The 16,435-nt window shown below is 61.0% G+C and carries 18 protein-coding genes; all 18 read right to left on the bottom strand.

Features of this window, described 5'->3' with window-relative positions; translation table 11 throughout:
• Position 1: 1 nt before the first annotated feature.
• The 18 genes from fliQ to ACM6IO_RS13175 all read right to left on the bottom strand — a co-directional run bounded on the left by fliQ (position 2) and on the right by ACM6IO_RS13175 (position 16,383).
• Entirely contained in the window at positions 2–271 is a 270-nt protein-coding gene (fliQ, locus tag ACM6IO_RS13260; protein WP_008024593.1) for a flagellar biosynthesis protein FliQ, read from the bottom strand.
• Positions 268–1,026, bottom strand: coding sequence for a flagellar type III secretion system pore protein FliP (gene fliP, locus ACM6IO_RS13255; protein ID WP_008039813.1), 759 nt, complete (start codon positions 1,024–1,026; stop codon positions 268–270). The genes fliQ and fliP overlap by 4 nt, the downstream gene beginning before the upstream one ends.
• Entirely contained in the window at positions 1,026–1,469 is a 444-nt protein-coding gene (fliO, locus tag ACM6IO_RS13250; RefSeq protein ID WP_414911609.1) for a flagellar biosynthetic protein FliO, read from the bottom strand. Before fliO ends, fliP begins: the two co-directional genes overlap by 1 nt.
• Entirely contained in the window at positions 1,470–1,928 is a 459-nt protein-coding gene (fliN, locus tag ACM6IO_RS13245; protein ID WP_008039811.1) for a flagellar motor switch protein FliN, read from the bottom strand.
• Between the two features lie 69 nt (positions 1,929–1,997).
• Entirely contained in the window at positions 1,998–2,966 is a 969-nt protein-coding gene (gene fliM, locus ACM6IO_RS13240; protein WP_008024584.1) for a flagellar motor switch protein FliM, read from the bottom strand.
• Positions 2,967–2,975: 9 nt separating this feature from the next.
• Complete coding sequence (fliL, locus tag ACM6IO_RS13235; RefSeq protein WP_008039807.1) at positions 2,976–3,476, bottom strand: flagellar basal body-associated protein FliL; 501 nt, start codon at positions 3,474–3,476, stop codon at positions 2,976–2,978.
• Positions 3,477–3,713: 237 nt separating this feature from the next.
• A complete protein-coding gene (locus ACM6IO_RS13230) occupies positions 3,714–5,093 on the bottom strand; it encodes a flagellar hook-length control protein FliK (protein ID WP_414911608.1) in 1,380 nt (459 codons plus the stop codon).
• 82 nt (positions 5,094–5,175) lie between these two features.
• Complete coding sequence (locus ACM6IO_RS13225; RefSeq protein WP_280163294.1) at positions 5,176–5,544, bottom strand: Hpt domain-containing protein; 369 nt, start codon at positions 5,542–5,544, stop codon at positions 5,176–5,178.
• Positions 5,545–5,574: 30 nt separating this feature from the next.
• The gene (locus tag ACM6IO_RS13220) at positions 5,575–7,278 is read right to left on the bottom strand and encodes an ATP-binding SpoIIE family protein phosphatase (RefSeq protein WP_414911607.1); all 1,704 of its coding nucleotides are present in this window, start codon (positions 7,276–7,278) and stop codon (positions 5,575–5,577) included.
• Positions 7,279–7,283: 5 nt separating this feature from the next.
• Positions 7,284–7,583 carry an STAS domain-containing protein gene (locus ACM6IO_RS13215; protein ID WP_223436157.1) on the bottom strand — a complete coding sequence of 100 codons (300 nt, stop codon included), beginning with the start codon at positions 7,581–7,583 and terminating at the stop codon, positions 7,284–7,286.
• A 214-nt stretch (positions 7,584–7,797) separates the two neighbouring features.
• A complete protein-coding gene (gene fliJ / locus ACM6IO_RS13210; RefSeq protein WP_008024572.1) occupies positions 7,798–8,247 on the bottom strand; it encodes a flagellar export protein FliJ in 450 nt (149 codons plus the stop codon).
• A gap of 6 nt (positions 8,248–8,253) precedes the next feature.
• The gene (gene fliI, locus ACM6IO_RS13205; RefSeq protein WP_192226042.1) at positions 8,254–9,612 is read right to left on the bottom strand and encodes a flagellar protein export ATPase FliI; all 1,359 of its coding nucleotides are present in this window, start codon (positions 9,610–9,612) and stop codon (positions 8,254–8,256) included.
• Positions 9,602–10,402, bottom strand: coding sequence for a flagellar assembly protein FliH (gene fliH / locus ACM6IO_RS13200; RefSeq protein WP_192226040.1), 801 nt, complete (start codon positions 10,400–10,402; stop codon positions 9,602–9,604). Before fliH ends, fliI begins: the two co-directional genes overlap by 11 nt.
• A gap of 7 nt (positions 10,403–10,409) precedes the next feature.
• On the bottom strand, positions 10,410–11,429 hold the full coding sequence (fliG, locus tag ACM6IO_RS13195) for a flagellar motor switch protein FliG (RefSeq protein WP_003184041.1): 1,020 nt from the start codon (positions 11,427–11,429) through the stop codon (positions 10,410–10,412).
• The gene (gene fliF, locus ACM6IO_RS13190; RefSeq protein ID WP_008044586.1) at positions 11,422–13,209 is read right to left on the bottom strand and encodes a flagellar basal-body MS-ring/collar protein FliF; all 1,788 of its coding nucleotides are present in this window, start codon (positions 13,207–13,209) and stop codon (positions 11,422–11,424) included. Before fliF ends, fliG begins: the two co-directional genes overlap by 8 nt.
• A 15-nt stretch (positions 13,210–13,224) precedes the next feature.
• A complete protein-coding gene (gene fliE / locus ACM6IO_RS13185; protein ID WP_008044594.1) occupies positions 13,225–13,554 on the bottom strand; it encodes a flagellar hook-basal body complex protein FliE in 330 nt (109 codons plus the stop codon).
• Between the two features lie 214 nt (positions 13,555–13,768).
• Positions 13,769–15,154, bottom strand: coding sequence for a sigma-54-dependent transcriptional regulator (locus ACM6IO_RS13180; protein ID WP_414911606.1), 1,386 nt, complete (start codon positions 15,152–15,154; stop codon positions 13,769–13,771).
• A 5-nt stretch (positions 15,155–15,159) separates the two neighbouring features.
• Positions 15,160–16,383, bottom strand: a complete 1,224-nt coding sequence (locus ACM6IO_RS13175) for a sensor histidine kinase (RefSeq protein ID WP_404943246.1) — start codon at positions 16,381–16,383, stop codon at positions 15,160–15,162.
• Positions 16,384–16,435 lie beyond the last annotated feature (52 nt).

Raw genomic sequence — 16,435 nt, 5'->3', positions numbered from 1 at the left:
CTTAGCCGATGACCCGAGGAATATTGCCGTACAACTGCAGGATGTATTCCATGAACGTCTGCACCAGCCACGGACCGGCAACGATCAGCGTCACCAGCATGACCAGCAGGCGCGGCAAGAAGCTCAGGGTTTGTTCGTTGATCTGCGTGGCCGCCTGGAACATCGCGACCAGCAGACCCACCAGCAGACTCGGAATCACCAGCACGGCGACCATCATGGTGGTCAGCCAGAGCGCTTCACGAAAGATGTCTACCGCGACTTCCGGCGTCATGGCGAAACACCGCCGAAGCTACTCGCCAATGTCCCGATGATCAGCGCCCAGCCATCCACCAGCACGAACAGCATGATCTTGAACGGCAGGGAAATGATCAGCGGCGAGAGCATCATCATACCCATGGCCATCAGCACACTGGCGACGACCAGGTCGATGATCAGGAACGGAATGAAGATCATGAAGCCGATCTGGAACGCAGTTTTCAGCTCGGACGTGACGAAGGCCGGCACCAGAATGGTCAGCGGCGCCTGATCCGGCGTGGCAATGTCCGTGCGCTTGGACAGGCGCATGAACAGTTCCAGATCGCTGCTGCGCGTCTGCGCCAGCATGAAGTCCTTGATCGGCACCTGAGCCTTGGCCACGGCATCCTGGGCGGTGAGTTTTTCCGCCAGATACGGCTGCAAGGCATCCTGGTTCACCCGGTCAAACACCGGCGCCATGATGAACAGGGTCAGAAACAGCGCCATGCCCGTGAGGATCTGGTTCGACGGCGTCTGCTGCAGGCCCAGGGCCTGACGCAGGATCGAGAAGACGATGATGATCCGCGTGAAGCTGGTCATCAGCATGACGAACGCCGGAATGAAACTCAGCGCGGTCATGATCAGCAGGATTTGCAGGCTGACCGAATATTCCTGAGCACCCTGTGCGTTGGTGCCCAGGGTGATCGCCGGGATCGACAACGGATCGGCGGCGAAGGCCAGCGGCGCGGCCAGCATCAGGGCCAGCGTCAAGATGATGCGTAGCGCACCCATTACTTCTTATCCTTCTGATCCTTGCCCATCAGTTCCATCAGGCGCAGGGCAAATTCCGGGGTCGCTTTCTCGGTGACCGGTACGTGCACCGGCTCCTTGAGCACATGCAGCGCGGTGATGGTGCCGGGGCTCAAACCGAGCAGAATCTGCTCGTTGCCGACCTGCACCAGCATCAATCGGTCACGCGGACCCAGCGCCCGGGAACCGATCAACTCGATCACCTGCGCCTTGCCCACAGGCCCGGCCTGCTGGACCCGGCGCAGAAGCCAGGCGAGGAAGAAGATCAACCCCAGCACCAGCAGCAGACCGAGCACCAATTGCGTCAACTGGCCCGCCACACCGCTACTGACAGCAGGTGCCGCAGCCACGGCAGCATTAGCCGCCGGTTCGGCCGCCAACGCACTGAACGGCAAGGCCAGTAACAACCCCGAAAGCTTTTTCACTCAGCGCAGCTTCTTGATGCGTTCGCTTGGGCTGATCACGTCGGTCAGGCGGATGCCGAACTTCTCGTTGACCACCACCACTTCACCGTGAGCGATCAACGTACCGTTGACCAGCACGTCCAGCGGCTCACCGGCCAGGCGATCGAGCTCGATTACCGAACCCTGGTTGAGCTGCAGCAGGTTACGGATGTTGATGTCGGTGCTGCCGACTTCCATGGAAATCGACACCGGGATGTCGAGGATCACGTCCAGGTTCGGACCGTCCAGGGTTACCGGATCGTTGTTTTTCGGCACGCTGCCGAATTCTTCCATCGGCAGACGGTTCGACGACGAACCAGCAGCGTCAGCCGCCAGCAAGGCGTCAATGTCGTCCTGCCCGGCATCGCCGGTTTCTTCCAGGGCCGCAGCCCATTCGTCAGCCAGCGCCTGGTCGTCCTGGGTATTCATATCGTCAGCCATCATGTGTCCTCGGCGGGCAACCCATCAGAGGGCAGCCGTCAGTTAAAAGCGAATATGTAGAGGCGCCGGTCAACGGCGCTCGATCGGCTCGATCACTTGCAACGCGAGGTTGCCTTTGTGCGAGCCCATCTTGACCTTGAACGCAGGCACGCCATTGGCGCGCATGATCATTTCTTCCGGCATTTCGACCGGGATAATGTCCCCCGGCTGCATGTGCAGAATGTCGCGCAGGCGCAACTGGCGACGGGCAACCGTGGCACCGATCGGCACGTCGACGTCGAGCACGTCCTGGCGCAGGGCATTGACCCAACGCTCGTCCTGATCGTCGAGGTCCGACTGGAAGCCGGCGTCGAGCATTTCGCGCACCGGCTCGATCATCGAGTACGGCATGGTCACGTGCAGGTCGCCGCCACCGCCATCGAGTTCGATGTGGAAGGTCGACACCACAATGGCTTCGCTCGGGCCGACGATGTTGGCCATGGCCGGGTTCACTTCCGAGTTGATGTACTCGAAGTTCACTTCCATGATCGCCTGCCAGGCTTCCTTCAGATCGACGAAGGCCTGCTCCAGCACCATGCGCACCACACGCAGTTCGGTCGGGGTGAATTCACGCCCTTCGATCTTCGCGTGACGGCCGTCGCCGCCGAAGAAGTTGTCCACCAGTTTGAACACCAGTTTGGCGTCGAGGATGAACAGCGCCGTGCCGCGCAACGGCTTGATCTTGACCAGGTTGAGGCTGGTCGGCACGTACAGCGAGTGCACGTATTCGCCAAACTTCATCACCTGCACACCACCGACGGCAACGTCCGCCGAGCGGCGCAGCATGTTGAACATGCTGATGCGGGTGTAGCGGGCGAAACGCTCGTTGATCATTTCCAGGGTCGGCATGCGTCCACGGACGATGCGATCCTGGCTGGTCAGGTCGTAGCTTTTGACACTGCCGGGTTCGGCAGCGGTATCGGTCTGTACCAGACCATCGTCGACACCATGCAACAGCGCATCGATCTCATCCTGGGACAGCAGGTCCTGCACGGCCATGTCGTGTTCCTACTGCAGTACGAAATTAGTGAAAAGCAACTGTTCGATGACCACTTTGCCGAGCTCTTTCTGCGCCACTTCCTGGACGCTGGCCGTGGCTTTCTGGCGCAGCATTTCCTGACCGACCGGCGACGCCAGGGTCGCGAAATCCTGCCCGGAGAACAGCATGACAAGGTTGTTGCGGATGACCGGCATGTGGACTTTCAGGGCTTCCAGGTCAGCCTGATTGCGGCCCTGCATGGTGATGCTCACCTGCATGAAGCGCTGGCGGCCGTTCTGGTTGTAGTTGGCCACGAAGGCCGGCGCCATTTGCTCGAAAACCGCTGGTTGCTTGCCGGCCGGGGCAGTTTCAACCACGGCGGCAGGTTTGCTCTGAGCGCTGTGCATGAAGAACCAGGTCGCTCCCACGGACAAGCCGATCGCCAGCAGCAGGGCCACCACGATCACAATGATCAGCTTGATTTTGCCTTTGGTTGCGGGGTCTTTTACTACTGCTTCGCTCTTCGCCATGCCAATAATCCGTCACTATTCGGGTTTTCACAGTCGCACGGCAAGGCAAGAGCAAGTGTTATGCCAGAAGTGTCGGGAGGTATTGGAGACAGCGAATGATCGGCGAATACCGCACTTGTAGGAGCGAGGCTTGCCCGCGAAGAACGATAACGCGGTTTGTCAGTTAAACCGCAACATCGTTCTTCGCGGGCAAGTCGGAACGCCGAACCGCTCGCTCCTACAAGGGATTGCGTTTGATCAGGCGTAGTAGTCGACGGCGCTGGAACCGATGACACTGGTGGTACTGGCCGCGACTTCGGCAACGGTCGGTGCGAGCTCTTCATCCACACCATCGAGGCGACCACCGCTGGCGTTGCTGCGCCCGCCCTGCCCCTGCTGAGCCTGTTGTTCCTGACCCTGCCCCTGCCAACCACGCGACTGGTCGGACACGTTGACATCAACCTGCCCCATGCCCTGCTGCGCGAACATGTCACGCAAGCGGTGCATCTGACCATCGAGCGCTTCGCGAACGCTTGGATGCGCGCTCATGAAGGTCACTTGGGTCTGCTGGTCCGGCACCATGTTCACCCGAATGTCGAGGCGACCCAGTTCGGCGGGTTGCAACTGGATATCGGCCGCCTTGAGATTGGCGCTGGACAGGTACATGACCCGGTTCACGATTTCTTCGGTCCAGCCGCTTTGATTCATCGTGATCGGCTGATTCACCGGTACCGCGTTGGCGGTTTTCGGTGTAGCTGCCTGAGTCAGCGCCGCCAGACGGTTGGCGAAGTCATCGACACGAGTATCGCTGCTCGCCGACTTCAAGTCCTTGAGGCCGTCATCGATCAACCCACTGAAGGTTTTCTCACCGCCCTGGCTGGTACTGTCCTTGTCCGCCTGCACATCGAGCATGCCCGCCATGCCGGCGGCAAAGTTCTGTGCCGAGGTGGGTTCGCCATCAGCCTGGGCCTGAGCAGCCGTCGGTGCTGCCTTGAGTTGCGCCTGACTGGCAGCGGAAATATGACCGCCCTGCTCCATGGCCATACGCACGGCCGGCAGCGCATCCAGCGGATCGGCTTCAGGATCGAACGCGTCATCCGCCGGTGCGGCAACCTGTACCGCCGCCACTGGCGCAGCAACAGGAGGCGCCTGCACTTGCGGCTGCTCAGTGACCACCACTGGCGGTGCTTGCGGAACCGGAGCTGCCACCACGGCTTGCAACGCTGGCAGCAATGACGGATCGAGAGCCAGATCAACCGGCGCCGTGTCGACGACTACCGGGGTTTCTGCGGTATCCGCGGCCTCTGCGGTATCATCGCTGGCAGCCTTGTCGTCGGCCGGCGCCGGTTTATCGGCGGGCAAGGTTTTGCCGCTATCGGCAACCGTCGGTTCCGGGGCGGCAGCATTGTCGTTGCCGACGCTCTTTTTATCGGGGCTGTCCGGGGCTTTATCGCGCACCGGCTTCGGCGATCCATCGGTGGCCGCCGAGGGCTTGTTCTGGGCTTGATTGGCGTAGACCTGAGCGAAGCTGGAGGCTTTGTCCCCGGGCTCAGCGGACAGCGCCGGTGGATTGGCGGAGGCGGCTTGAGTCTTGGCCTGAGCGGCGGCCTGAAGAAGAATATTGGGGGTAACGGGCATGAAACGGTCTCCGCTGCACTGGGATCGTAGGTACAGTTGCGGTGATATCTGCAAGGGTTGCGCCAGTTTTGCTTAAGCGGCGTTAAAAACGCCGGACGGTCGCATTATCAGCGAGAGAGCGCTGGCGCTCTGCTTCATAGAGGGGACGGATAATGGCGAATTCGCCATCGATTTCTCCGACCAGTTTCTCGATGCCTTCCAGAGACTTCTGCTTGCTGAGTTGCTCGAGCTCATTGCACAGCTCGGCGAGGCGCATGGCGCCCATGTTGCTGCAACTGCCCTTGAAACTGTGCGCCGTGGCACCGAGCGTCTCCGCATCGCCAGCCTTGTGCAACAGACTCAAGCGCTCTTCGGAATCGGCGAGGAAAGTATCCAGCAACGTCGGATAATCTTCCTCCATGACCTCTTGCAACGCGCTCAGCACGTCGCGATCCAGATGTGTGTCAGCCACTTGCTCACTCCTTGATCAAGAATGCGCGGATTATGCCAGAGCCTCCCAGAAAAATTCCACGCGGGCACTACGACCATCGTCGGACCAGTTGGCGTTACGGCTCAACTGGCGGATCAGACTGACCCCGCGTCCCGACAGACGGGCACCATCGAGGGGGCGCGCCATCACCCTGTCGACATCAAAACCCTTGCCACTGTCTTCGACACGAATCGTCAGGCAACCACCCTCGCCTTTGGGTGCAACCTGCAAATGCACCCGCACATAGCCGTCCTGCAGCTCGTCCAGACGTGCATTGCGCTGTTGATAATAGCGGGCAAAACCCGAGGCATCGCGTTTCAGGCTTGAGTCCAGCCCCAGCACGCCGTGCTCCAGTGCATTGGAGTACAACTCCGCGAGCACACTGTAAAGCGCACCGCTCTGGGCGCGCAAACCATGCACTTCCAGCAGCAACTGCAAAAGATACGGCAATGGATTGAAGCGCTTGAGGGTAGCCGCACGAAACTCGAAACTCACCGACCAGTCCAGCGGGCAGGACTGACCGCTGTCGGAATACACCAGGGCCGGCGGACTCAGCTGCGCAGCCTCCAACAGGCTGACTTCGACCATGCTGACATCGTCGCGGGCCTCACCGCGAAAATCCCGCAGCGCCTGCTCGATCTCCTCGAACAGCTGATCCGGCCGACGATTGGCCGCAAACACCCGCTGCAATCGCTCGACGCCGAACAACTGCTCATTGGCATCGCACGTATCGATCACCCCGTCAGACAGCAGGAACACCCGGTCCCCGACCGCCATCGGAAACACTTCGGTGCGGTCATCGAACGTCTGCGGGCTCAGCACGCCAAGCGGCAAATGCCGAGCGGTCAGCTGTGTGCGCTCGCCGCTGGCAATACTGTGCAGGTAACCGTCCGGCATCCCGCCGTTCCAGACCTCCACCGAGCGCCGCTGAAAACTCAGGCACAACAGCGTCGCACAACAGAACATGTCCACCGGCAGGATGCGCTTGAGCTTGGCGTTCATCTCGCGCAGGGTTTCCGACAGGCCATAACCCTTGGCGGTCATGCCGTAGAAGACCTCGGCCAGCGGCATCGCCCCGACGGCGGCCGGCAAGCCATGGCCGGTAAAATCGCCGAGCAGCACGTGCATGTCGCCGGCCGGAGTGAACGCCGCGAGCAGCAAATCACCATTGAACAGCGCATAAGGCGATTGCAGGTAGCGGATGTTGGGGGCGTTCAGGCAGCCGGAATGGGCGACCTTGTCGAACACGGCCTTGGCCACACGCTGCTCGTTGAGCAGGTAATCGTGGTGCCTGGCAATTTGGTCGCGCTGCTCCAGCACGGTGGCCTGCAACCGGCGCAAGCGGTCCATTGCCTTGATTTTGGCGGCGAGGATCACCTGGTTGTAGGGTTTTGCCAGAAAGTCGTCACCGCCGGCCTCCAGACATCGCGCCAAGGCTTCGCTTTCGCTCAGCGACGTCAGGAAGATGATCGGCACCAGGGTTTCCCCGGCCAGTGCCTTGATCTGCCGTGCTGCCTCGAAACCGTCCATCACCGGCATCATGGCGTCCATCAAGACCAGTTGCGGTCGTTGCTGGCAGAACGCTTCGACCGCTTCGGCGCCATTGGTGGCCGTAAGCACTTCATGGCCCTGACGACGGACGATACTCGACAGCAGCATGCGGTCGGCCGCGCTGTCTTCGGCGATCAGGATCGTCAGCGGCTCGAGCGGCTGCACGTTGATCAACTGATGTCGAACAGTTTGTCGAAGTTGGAGATGGCGAGAATCTTCTTCACGTCTGTACTGCTGTTGACGACGCGAATGTCGGAATCGTCGCCACCGGCGTGATCACGCAGCAGAAGCAGCATGCCCAGTGCAGAACTGTCGAGGTAGGTCGCTTCTTTCAAATCGACGACCACTGCAGAGAGTTCCTTGTTCTCGTAGGACTCGCGAAATTCCTGATGTTTGGCGAAGTCGAATCGTCCTCTGATCGATATCGTCAGTTTTTGCCCATCCGGAGAGACTTCTGTAACGACTGACATTGAACGGCATCCTTGTCATTGGTGAACATACTTGTACAAGGTTTAGCACTTGACGGAGATGGGGGCAAGGCTGGAAAGGGGCGGAGTTTTTGAGGACGCCTTCGCGGGCAAGCCTCGCTCCTGCGGGATTTGTGCCGTTCACGAAATCATGGACGATGCGAAACCTGTAGGAGCGAGGCTTGCCCGCGAAGAACGATAACGCGGCCTGACTGATTCAGTACGGACTCTCACGCGGCAACCGCTGGGACAACTCGTCCATCAGCTTCTGTTCGCGCCTGTCTTCCAGCTGTCGCGCCTCGTCTGCGTAACGCTGAACCAGTTTGCGCAAGCCTTCGACCCGGGCAAATGCCTGCTGCCAGGTTTCCCGTGCCTTGTTCAGATTGTTCTGATGCCACGCCAGGCTTTGTCGCTGCTGATCGATGGCGGTGCCCAGTTGCGCGAGGAAGCCCTGATAACCCAGCAGCCACTGGCCCGAGACGCCGCTGCTGCCGCGCACGATCCATTGTTCCTGATAGTCGAGCCGAAAGGCTTCAAGGTCGGCGAGCTTGCTTTCTGCCACTCGAACCTGGCCCTGAAAATGGCCTAACCGCTGAGCGGCGGTTTTCTCGGCCTTTTCGGCCATTTCGACCACCGGCGCCAGACGCCCTGCCCGACTCTGGGCCATGATCGATTAACCGCCAGCCGCAGGCGCGAAGATCGAGCCCAGATAGGATTCGCTTTCGCCCAGGCTGATGCTGTCGTTCAACCCTTGGCGCAGGTATTTGGCCAGCTGCGGCTGCAGGGAAATCGCCAGGTCGGTCTCGCGATCTCCGCCAGCGACGTAGGCGCCGACACTGATCAGGTCGCGGCTCTGCTGATAGCGCGACCACAACTGCTTGAAATACTGGGCGCGGGCCATGTGTTCCGGCGACACCACCGACGGCATGACCCGGCTGATCGACGCTTCGATGTCGATGGCCGGGTAATGCCCTTCCTCAGCCAGGCGCCGAGACAGGACGATGTGCCCGTCAAGCACACCCCGCGCCGAGTCGGCGATCGGATCCTGCTGGTCATCGCCTTCGGACAACACGGTATAAAACGCGGTGATCGAGCCGCCGCCCTTTTCAGCGTTACCAGCTCGCTCCACCAGTTTCGGCAACTTGGCGAACACCGATGGCGGATAACCCTTGGTCGCCGGCGGCTCGCCAATGGCCAGGGCGATTTCCCGCTGGGCCTGGGCGAAACGAGTCAGCGAGTCCATCAGCAACAGGACATTCTTGCCCTTGTCGCGGAAATACTCGGCGATCCGCGTGCAATACATCGCGGCGCGCAGACGCATCAGCGGCGCATCGTCCGCCGGGGACGCCACGACCACCGAGCGCTTGAGCCCTTCTTCACCGAGAATGTGCTCGATGAATTCCTTAACTTCTCGACCCCGTTCACCGATCAGCCCGACGACGATAATGTCGGCCTCGGTGAAGCGGGTCATCATGCCCAGCAGCACACTCTTGCCGACGCCGGTACCGGCGAACAGCCCGAGCCGCTGACCGCGACCGACCGTCAACAAACCGTTGATGGAGCGAATGCCCACGTCCAGCGGCTCGCTGATCGGGTGACGCTTGAGCGGGTTGATCGTCGGGCCGTCCATCGGCACCCAGTCTTCAGCCTTCATGCCGCCCTTGCCGTCCAGCGCACGACCGGCGCCGTCGAGCACCCGTCCGAGCATGCTCATGCCCATCGGCAGACGACCGGTATCGGCCAACGGCACCACACGGGCGCCGGGCGCGATGCCGGCGACACTGCCGACCGGCATCAGAAAGACTTTGCTGCCGGAGAAGCCCATGACTTCGGCTTCGACCTGCACCGGATGGTAACTGTCGTCGTTGATGACCATGCAGCGGCTGCCCATGGCGGCGCGCAGGCCTTCAGCTTCGAGGGTCAGGCCGACCATGCGTAGCAAGCGGCCTTCGAGGATCGGTGCGCCGGCCAGTTCCGTGGCCTCGGCGTAACTGCCCAGGCGCTTGGCGAAGCTGGTGCGATCAAGGCGCATCGGGAACGTCCGGCTCGGCTTCGACCGCAGGTTTGGCCTCGATCGGCAGCTCCAGGCTCAGGTCCGGCGCGGCCGGGTGCAGGGCCTGCTCGTGCAACTGATCGAACAGCTTGTCCATGACCCGGGCGATGCGCGTTTCAACGGTGGCGTCGATGCGACTGTGCTCCGTCTCGACCCGGCAACCACCAGGCAACAAGGCTTCGTCCTCGACGATGCGCCAGGTTTCTTCATGGCGTTCGCGCAGGGCTTTGACCTGTTCGAAATCCTGCGGATTGATGTACAGCCGCACATTGCCCACGCCCAGCGGCAACAGCTTGAGGGCGTCGCGCATGACGTGTTCGATCTGCGTCGAGTCGATGGCCAGTTCGCGTTGAATCACCTGTTTGGTGATGTGCTGCACGAGGTCGACCAGCGACTTTTCGATCTGGGTGTCTTGCTCGGCGATAGGCTCGAACAGGTTGGCCATCAGTTGCTCAAGCGCGGCGACTTTCGGCGCCAGGACCGCCTCTGCTTCCTGACGGACCTTGAGCGTGGTGCTGTGAAAACCTTCTTTTTCACCCGTGGCGAAGCCTTCGTTGTAGGCCTCCTGGCGAATGCTTTCGAGTTCTTCGAGGGTCAGTGGCTGGACTTCTTCCAGCGGCACTTCCTCCATTTCCGGCGGCTCGGGCTCTGGTTCCGGCTCGGGCTCCGGTGCAGGCGGGTCGAAACTGGGCAGTGACCAGGTGTCGAAACCCGCGACGTCCTTGGCGCGGATCAGGTCGGTCTGGGACTCATCATGTTTGGACGACATAGTGACCTTAGATCATCTCTTCGCCGCCCTTCCCGCCGAGAACGATTTCTCCGGCTTCGGCCATACGGCGAGCAATGGTGAGGATTTCTTTCTGTGCGGTTTCCACGTCGCTGACACGCACCGGGCCTTTGGCCTCGAGGTCGTCGCGCAACAGTTCGGCCGCCCGTTTGGACATGTTCTTGAAGATCTTTTCCTTGACGCCTTCGTCCGAGCCCTTGAGGGCCAGTACCAGTACATCGGAGGAGACTTCGCGCAGCAACGCCTGAATCCCGCGGTCGTCGACATCGGACAGGTTGTTGAACACGAACATGAGGTCTTCGATCTGACCGGACAGGTCTTCGTCGACTTCGCGGATCGAGTCCATCAGCTGACCTTCGATCGAGCTGTCGAGGAAGTTCATGATGTCGGCCGCACGCTTGATGCCACCCAGGGTGGTGCGCGAGGCATTCGAGTTGCCGGAGAACTGCTTCTCGAGAATCTGGTTGAGTTCTTTCAGGGCGGCTGGCTGCACGGTATTCAGCGAGGAAACCCGCAGAATGATGTCCAGTCGCACCTTGTGGTCGAAGTTGCCCAGCACTTCGCCGGCCTGGTCCGGGTCGAGATACGCCACGACGATCGCCTGGATCTGCGGGTGCTCGTAACGGATCACGTCGGCGACGGCGCGCGGTTCCATCCACTTCAGGCTGTCGAGGCCACTGGTGTTGCCGCCCAGCAGGATCCGGTCGATCAGGCCGTTGGCCTTGTCCTCGCCCAGCGCCTGAGTCAGCATTTTGCGCACGTAGTCGTCGGAGCCGACGCCCAGGCTGGTCTGATCGCCGACGATGTCGACGAACTCGCTCATCACCTGCTCGACCTGCTCGCGGTGCACGTTACCCATCTGCGCCATGGCCACACCCACACGCTGGACCTCTTTGGGCCCCATGTGGCGCAGCACCTGGGCGGCATCGGTAGAACCCAGGGACAGCAGCAGGATTGCGGCTTTATCGACCCGGGACAGTTTGGCGACGGCGGCTCGGTTATCACTCATCTGCGTTAATCCACTCTTTCACGACCTGGGCCACGCGACCCGGATCTTCTGCCACCAGACTCTTGATTGCGTTCAACTGTGCGTCATAGCCTTCGCTCGGGCTCGGCAGCAGGATGCTGGTCGGGCCGCCGAGGCTGACGCGGTCGTTGGCCAGTTCGCCGTCCAGGCCGCCCATGCCACCGAGTTCCACGTCGCCGCCAAAACCGGCCAGCTGTTTGCCTTTGCCGCCATTGGTGATGTTGTTGAGCACCGGACGCAGCACACCGAACACCAGTATCAGGATGAACAAGACACCCAGCACTTGCTTGACGATGTCCCAGAACCACGGCTGGGAGTAGAACGGAATATCGGCAATCACTTCACCGCGCTCGGCGGAGAACGGCATGTTGATCACGCTGACGCTGTCGCCACGACTGGCGTCAAAACCGACGGCGTCCTGTACCAGACGGGTGAAGCGCGCCAATTCGTCGGCGCTCCACGGTGCACGGGTGGTTTCGCCGTTGGCTGCGTTGATCTTGACCTGATCGTCCACCACTACCGACACCGACAGGCGGTTCAAACGCCCTTGCTGTTGTTTGGTGTGGCTGATGGAACGGTCGAGCTCGAAGTTCTTGGTGGATTGTTGACGCTTGTCCGCCGGGTACGGTGCCAGCATCGGTTGGCCGGTGGCCGGGTCCATGATTTGCTGACCGTTGGCATCCAGCAGTGGCTGGCCTGGCTGCACCATGCCGGCCGACGCGGTAGCGCCACCGGTGGTTTGCGGCGCCGAGGCAGGCGATGGCGGCTGGTTGCTCAGAGCACCCGGTACGCCTTGCGGGCCATTGCTGGCGGTGCGTTGCTCGTTGACCGACTGCTCGCTGCGCAACGCCGGCTGATCCGGGTTGAATTGCTCGGAGGTCGACTCGACAGCACTGAAATCCACGTCCGCCGAGACTTCGGCTTTATAGCGGTCGTTGCCCAGCACCGGTTGCAGGATGTTGTGCACGCGCTGAGTGAGCATGCTTTCCATGCGACGGCTGTAATCGAATTGCTTGCCGGCCATGGTCAACTCGGAGTTCTCCGCCTGATCCGAGAGCAGATTGCCCTTCTGGTCGACGACGGTGATCTGCGATTTGCTGAGTTCTGGAACGCTGGTCGCGACCAGGTTGATGATCGCCACCACCTGACCCGGCTCCAGCGAACGACCGGAATACAGCTCAACCAGCACCGAAGCACTCGGCTTGCGCTCGTCGCGCACGAACACCGAGCTTTTCGGAATCGCCAGATGCACGCGGGCACCCTTGACGTTGTTCAGGCTGGAGATGGTCCGGGCCAGTTCGCCTTCGAGGCCGCGACGATAACGGGTCGCTTCCATGAACTGGCTGGTGCCGAGTCCCTGATCCTTGTCGAGAATCTCGAAACCGATGTTGCCGTCGCTGGGAGTGACACCAGCGCCCGCGAGCTTCAGTCGCGCACGGGACAGGTCATCGGCCTTGACCAGCAAGGCACCGGAGTTCGGTTCAACGGTATAGGGAATGTCTGCGGCAGCCAGGGTATCCATGACTTGCTTGGCGTCCATACCGGCAAGGCTGCCGTACAGAGGCCGGTAGTCCGGCTGTTGGGACCACAACACCACGGCGAAGCCAATCGCCACGCTCGCAGCCAGGCCGACCAACAGGCCCACCTGACGCAACATGGTCATCTCGGAGAGGTTTTCCAGGAAGGACAAGCCGAACAGCGGCGGTTTGCCGTCTATCGGTGTGGCCTTGGCCGGAACATTATCGGCGACTGCTTCTGCCATGACTCAATCTCGTCCTTAAACCGGCATCTGCATGATGTCTTGGTATGCCTGAACCAGCTTGTTACGCACTTGGGTCAACGCCTGGAAAGACACGCTGGCCTTCTGCGAGGAAATCATCACGTCCGTCAGGTCGACACCACTCTTGCCGATCTCGAAGGCACTGGCCAACTGACTGGAAGCCTGCTGGGTGTCGCTCACTTTATTGACGGCCTGACCGAGCATGTCGGAAAAGCTGCTGCCGCTCAATTCAGGGACGGCGGCAGTCGATTTCGGCGCAGACATGGCATCCATTTGCATGGAACGCATGTCCAGCATCAACCGATTGAATTCAATACCTTGGCTCATGGTCTACTCTCATTGACGACCCGCAATTTTTTGACACTCACTCGGCGGGTAGTGAGGTGTTAGCAACAAGGGTGCCATCTCCGTGGCCGCCCAGAACAAAAGCCCTTTATCAGCTCACAAACTTCTGCAGGAGCGAGCCTGCTCGCGATGGTCGTGAACGATAACGCGTCGCTCCTGGCTCCATCGCGAGCGGGCTCACTCCCACAAAGTAAAATCAGGTGGCGAACAGGTACGCTTCCACATCCATTCCGGCATCACGCATTTGCGCCAGTTTGTAGCGCAGGGTGCGAGGGCTGATGCCCAGACGCTCTGCCGCTTCCTTGCGACGCCCCCGCTCAGAGCGCAAGGTATCGATGATCATCTGGAATTCGCGGCGACGCAGGTCATCACCCAACGCACCGGCAGACTCGGACTCCACGTCAGCAACCCGCACCGGCACGGCGGTCAATACCGGCAACGGCGCACAGGCGACCGGCCCGGCCAGGCAGAAATCCTGCGGCTGGATCACACCGCCCTGCTGCAGGATCAATGCACGCTGAATCGCGTTATCCAGCTCCCGCACATTGCCCGGCCACGGATAGCCGATCAGGCACGCCTGCGCCTCGGGCGACAGTCGCGCCGCTGCATGCTTCATTTTATTGACGTGCTTGGTCAGCAGTCGCTCGGCCAGCGGCAGGATGTCGGCGGTGCGTTCGCGCAACGGACGCCAGGCCAACGGAAATACGGACAGGCGATAGTAAAGGTCTTCGCGGAAACGCCCTGCTGCCACTTCACCCGCAAGGTCACGGTTGGTGGTGGCGACGACCCGAATATCCAGCGTGATCGGCTTGCGCGCGCCGACCCGCTCGACTTCGCGCTCCTGCAACACGCGCAGCAACTTGGCTTGAAGCCCCAGGGGCATTTCGGAAATTTCGTCGAGCAGAATGGTTCCGCCGTCGGCCTGTTCGAACTTGCCGGCCTGCGCCGCGATGGCGCCAGTGAACGAACCCTTTTCGTGACCGAACAGCGTTGCCTCGAGCATGTTGTCGGGAATCGCCGCGCAATTGATCGCAATGAACGGCTGGCTGGCGCGATGAGAATGCTGATGGATGTAACGCGCCAGCACTTCTTTACCGGTCCCGGACTCACCGGAGATCAACACCGTCGAATCACTGCGCGCCACCCGTGCGGCCAATTCCAGCAACTGCGCACTGGCCGGCTCGAACGCTACAGGCCCCTCGCTGTCGGCAGCGCCGAGGCTGCCCAGCGCATGCCGCGCAACCAGATCCAGCAAAGCCTTGGGCTCGAACGGCTTGACCAGATAATCCGCCGCGCCCTGACGCATCGCATCGACCGCGCGCTCTACGGCGCCGTGCGCCGTCATCAGCAGCACCGGCAACTGCGGCTGGCGAGCGCGCAGCAATCCGAGCAGTTGATGGCCGTCCATGCCCGGCATGTTGACGTCACTGAGCACCAGGTTGAACGCCTCGACTCCGACGGCGTCCAGCGCTTCTTCGGCCGACCCCACGGCTGTGTAGTCATGCCCTGCGAGCAACAGCGTATCGGTCAGTGCTTCGCGTAATGCGCGGTCATCCTCGACCAGTAAAACCTTGATCCCCATGTCGTTCACTCCACTCCCTGAGCACTGCGCTTTTCATCAGAAAACAGCGGCAGAATCACCTGCGCGCAGGTGCCGCGACCCAACCGCGAGTGCAGCTGCAATTCTCCCTGATGGGCACGAGCCACGGCCTTGACCACGGTCAGGCCAAGGCCGGTCCCGGTGGTTTTAGTGGTAAAAAATGGCTCACCCAAACGCGCCAACACTTTCGTATCGATGCCGCTGCCGCTGTCACTGACGCAGACACGCAGGTTGTTGTCACGGGTGTAGAGATGGACTTTCAAGCGAACGTCGCCGGCACTGGCCTGGATCGCGTTCTCGATCAGATTGAGAATCGCCCCGACCAACGTGTCGCGATTGCACAGCAACTCACCCGCATGACTGTCGCACTGCCAGCGAACCGGCAAATCCTGCACATGGGTCAGCGCCGCTGCCTGCAAGGATTGCATCAGCATTTTCGGCGTAACGCGATCGGTCAGCGGCAGCTCGCCACGAGCGAACACCAGCATGTCGCGCACTTGATGCTCCAGCTCATGCAAACGCTCTTTAAGGCGCCCGGCAAAACGTTGCTGCGTGGCAACCGGCAGTTCTTGCTCGGTCAAATGACTGGCGTAAAGCAATGCGGCGGACAACGGCGTACGAATCTGGTGAGCCAGCGACGCGACCATTCGACCGAGGGAAGACAGGCGTTCGTGGCGAGCCAGTTGATCTTGCAGATGACGGGTTTCGGTCAGGTCGTTGAGCAACACCAACTGGCCGGGCTCGGCATCCAGCGAGCGGGTGGCGATCGACAGACGCCGACCGTCCTTGAGCGAGATTTCGTGGCCGTCGTCTTCGCGCGGCGCGAAGCATCGGGCAATGACATGACGCCACAGCTCGCCTTCGAGAGGCAGGCCGAGCAACTCACAAGCAGCGGGGTTGGCTTCACGCACGATGCCCTGAGCGTCGATGACGATAACGCCGCCGGGCAATAGATCGAGGAGGTTTTGCAGACGGTTGGCCAGGCGTTCTTTTTCCGCCAGTTCCTGCATGCGCTGAGCGCTGACCACCGCCAGCTCACCCTTGAGCTCGGTGACCCGGGCTTCAAGCATGCTGTAGGAGTCGGTCAACTGGCTGGACATCTGGTTGAACAACGCGAAAGCCTGCTCAAGGCCAAGCCGGCTTGCCTGCTCTACGGACGACGTTTGTCCCGAAGCATCAGGGACAGGAGACATCTGGGCGGCTTGGGGCATCGGGCTCTCTCGCTTGGCTGACCGTCAGTTAAACGGAACGTTGCGAGGGATG

This window comes from Pseudomonas sp. IT-P44 (assembly GCF_949768225.1).
GTDB classification, from domain to species: domain Bacteria; phylum Pseudomonadota; class Gammaproteobacteria; order Pseudomonadales; family Pseudomonadaceae; genus Aquipseudomonas; species Aquipseudomonas migulae.
Note: the sequence above shows the minus strand (reverse complement) of the source record. Positions and strands in the feature narration are given on the sequence as shown.

Bases quoted from the DNA above. Each gene is read 5' to 3' on its own strand.
- fliQ (WP_008024593.1), bottom strand. From the start codon at position 271: ATGACGCCGGAAGTCGCGGTAGACATCTTTCGTGAAGCGCTCTGGCTG.
- ACM6IO_RS13175 (WP_404943246.1), bottom strand. From the start codon at position 16,383: ATGCCCCAAGCCGCCCAGATGTCTCCTGTCCCTGATGCTTCGGGACAA.
- fliN (WP_008039811.1), bottom strand. From the start codon at position 1,928: ATGGCTGACGATATGAATACCCAGGACGACCAGGCGCTGGCTGACGAA.
- ACM6IO_RS13180 (WP_414911606.1), bottom strand. From the start codon at position 15,154: ATGGGGATCAAGGTTTTACTGGTCGAGGATGACCGCGCATTACGCGAA.
- fliE (WP_008044594.1), bottom strand. From the start codon at position 13,554: ATGAGCCAAGGTATTGAATTCAATCGGTTGATGCTGGACATGCGTTCC.
- ACM6IO_RS13230 (WP_414911608.1), bottom strand. From the start codon at position 5,093: ATGCCCGTTACCCCCAATATTCTTCTTCAGGCCGCCGCTCAGGCCAAG.
- fliF (WP_008044586.1), bottom strand. From the start codon at position 13,209: ATGGCAGAAGCAGTCGCCGATAATGTTCCGGCCAAGGCCACACCGATA.
- fliH (WP_192226040.1), bottom strand. From the start codon at position 10,402: ATGTCGTCCAAACATGATGAGTCCCAGACCGACCTGATCCGCGCCAAG.
- fliI (WP_192226042.1), bottom strand. From the start codon at position 9,612: ATGCGCCTTGATCGCACCAGCTTCGCCAAGCGCCTGGGCAGTTACGCC.
- fliL (WP_008039807.1), bottom strand. From the start codon at position 3,476: ATGGCGAAGAGCGAAGCAGTAGTAAAAGACCCCGCAACCAAAGGCAAA.
- ACM6IO_RS13215 (WP_223436157.1), bottom strand. From the start codon at position 7,583: ATGTCAGTCGTTACAGAAGTCTCTCCGGATGGGCAAAAACTGACGATA.
- fliP (WP_008039813.1), bottom strand. From the start codon at position 1,026: ATGGGTGCGCTACGCATCATCTTGACGCTGGCCCTGATGCTGGCCGCG.
- fliJ (WP_008024572.1), bottom strand. From the start codon at position 8,247: ATGGCCCAGAGTCGGGCAGGGCGTCTGGCGCCGGTGGTCGAAATGGCC.
- fliM (WP_008024584.1), bottom strand. From the start codon at position 2,966: ATGGCCGTGCAGGACCTGCTGTCCCAGGATGAGATCGATGCGCTGTTG.
- fliG (WP_003184041.1), bottom strand. From the start codon at position 11,429: ATGAGTGATAACCGAGCCGCCGTCGCCAAACTGTCCCGGGTCGATAAA.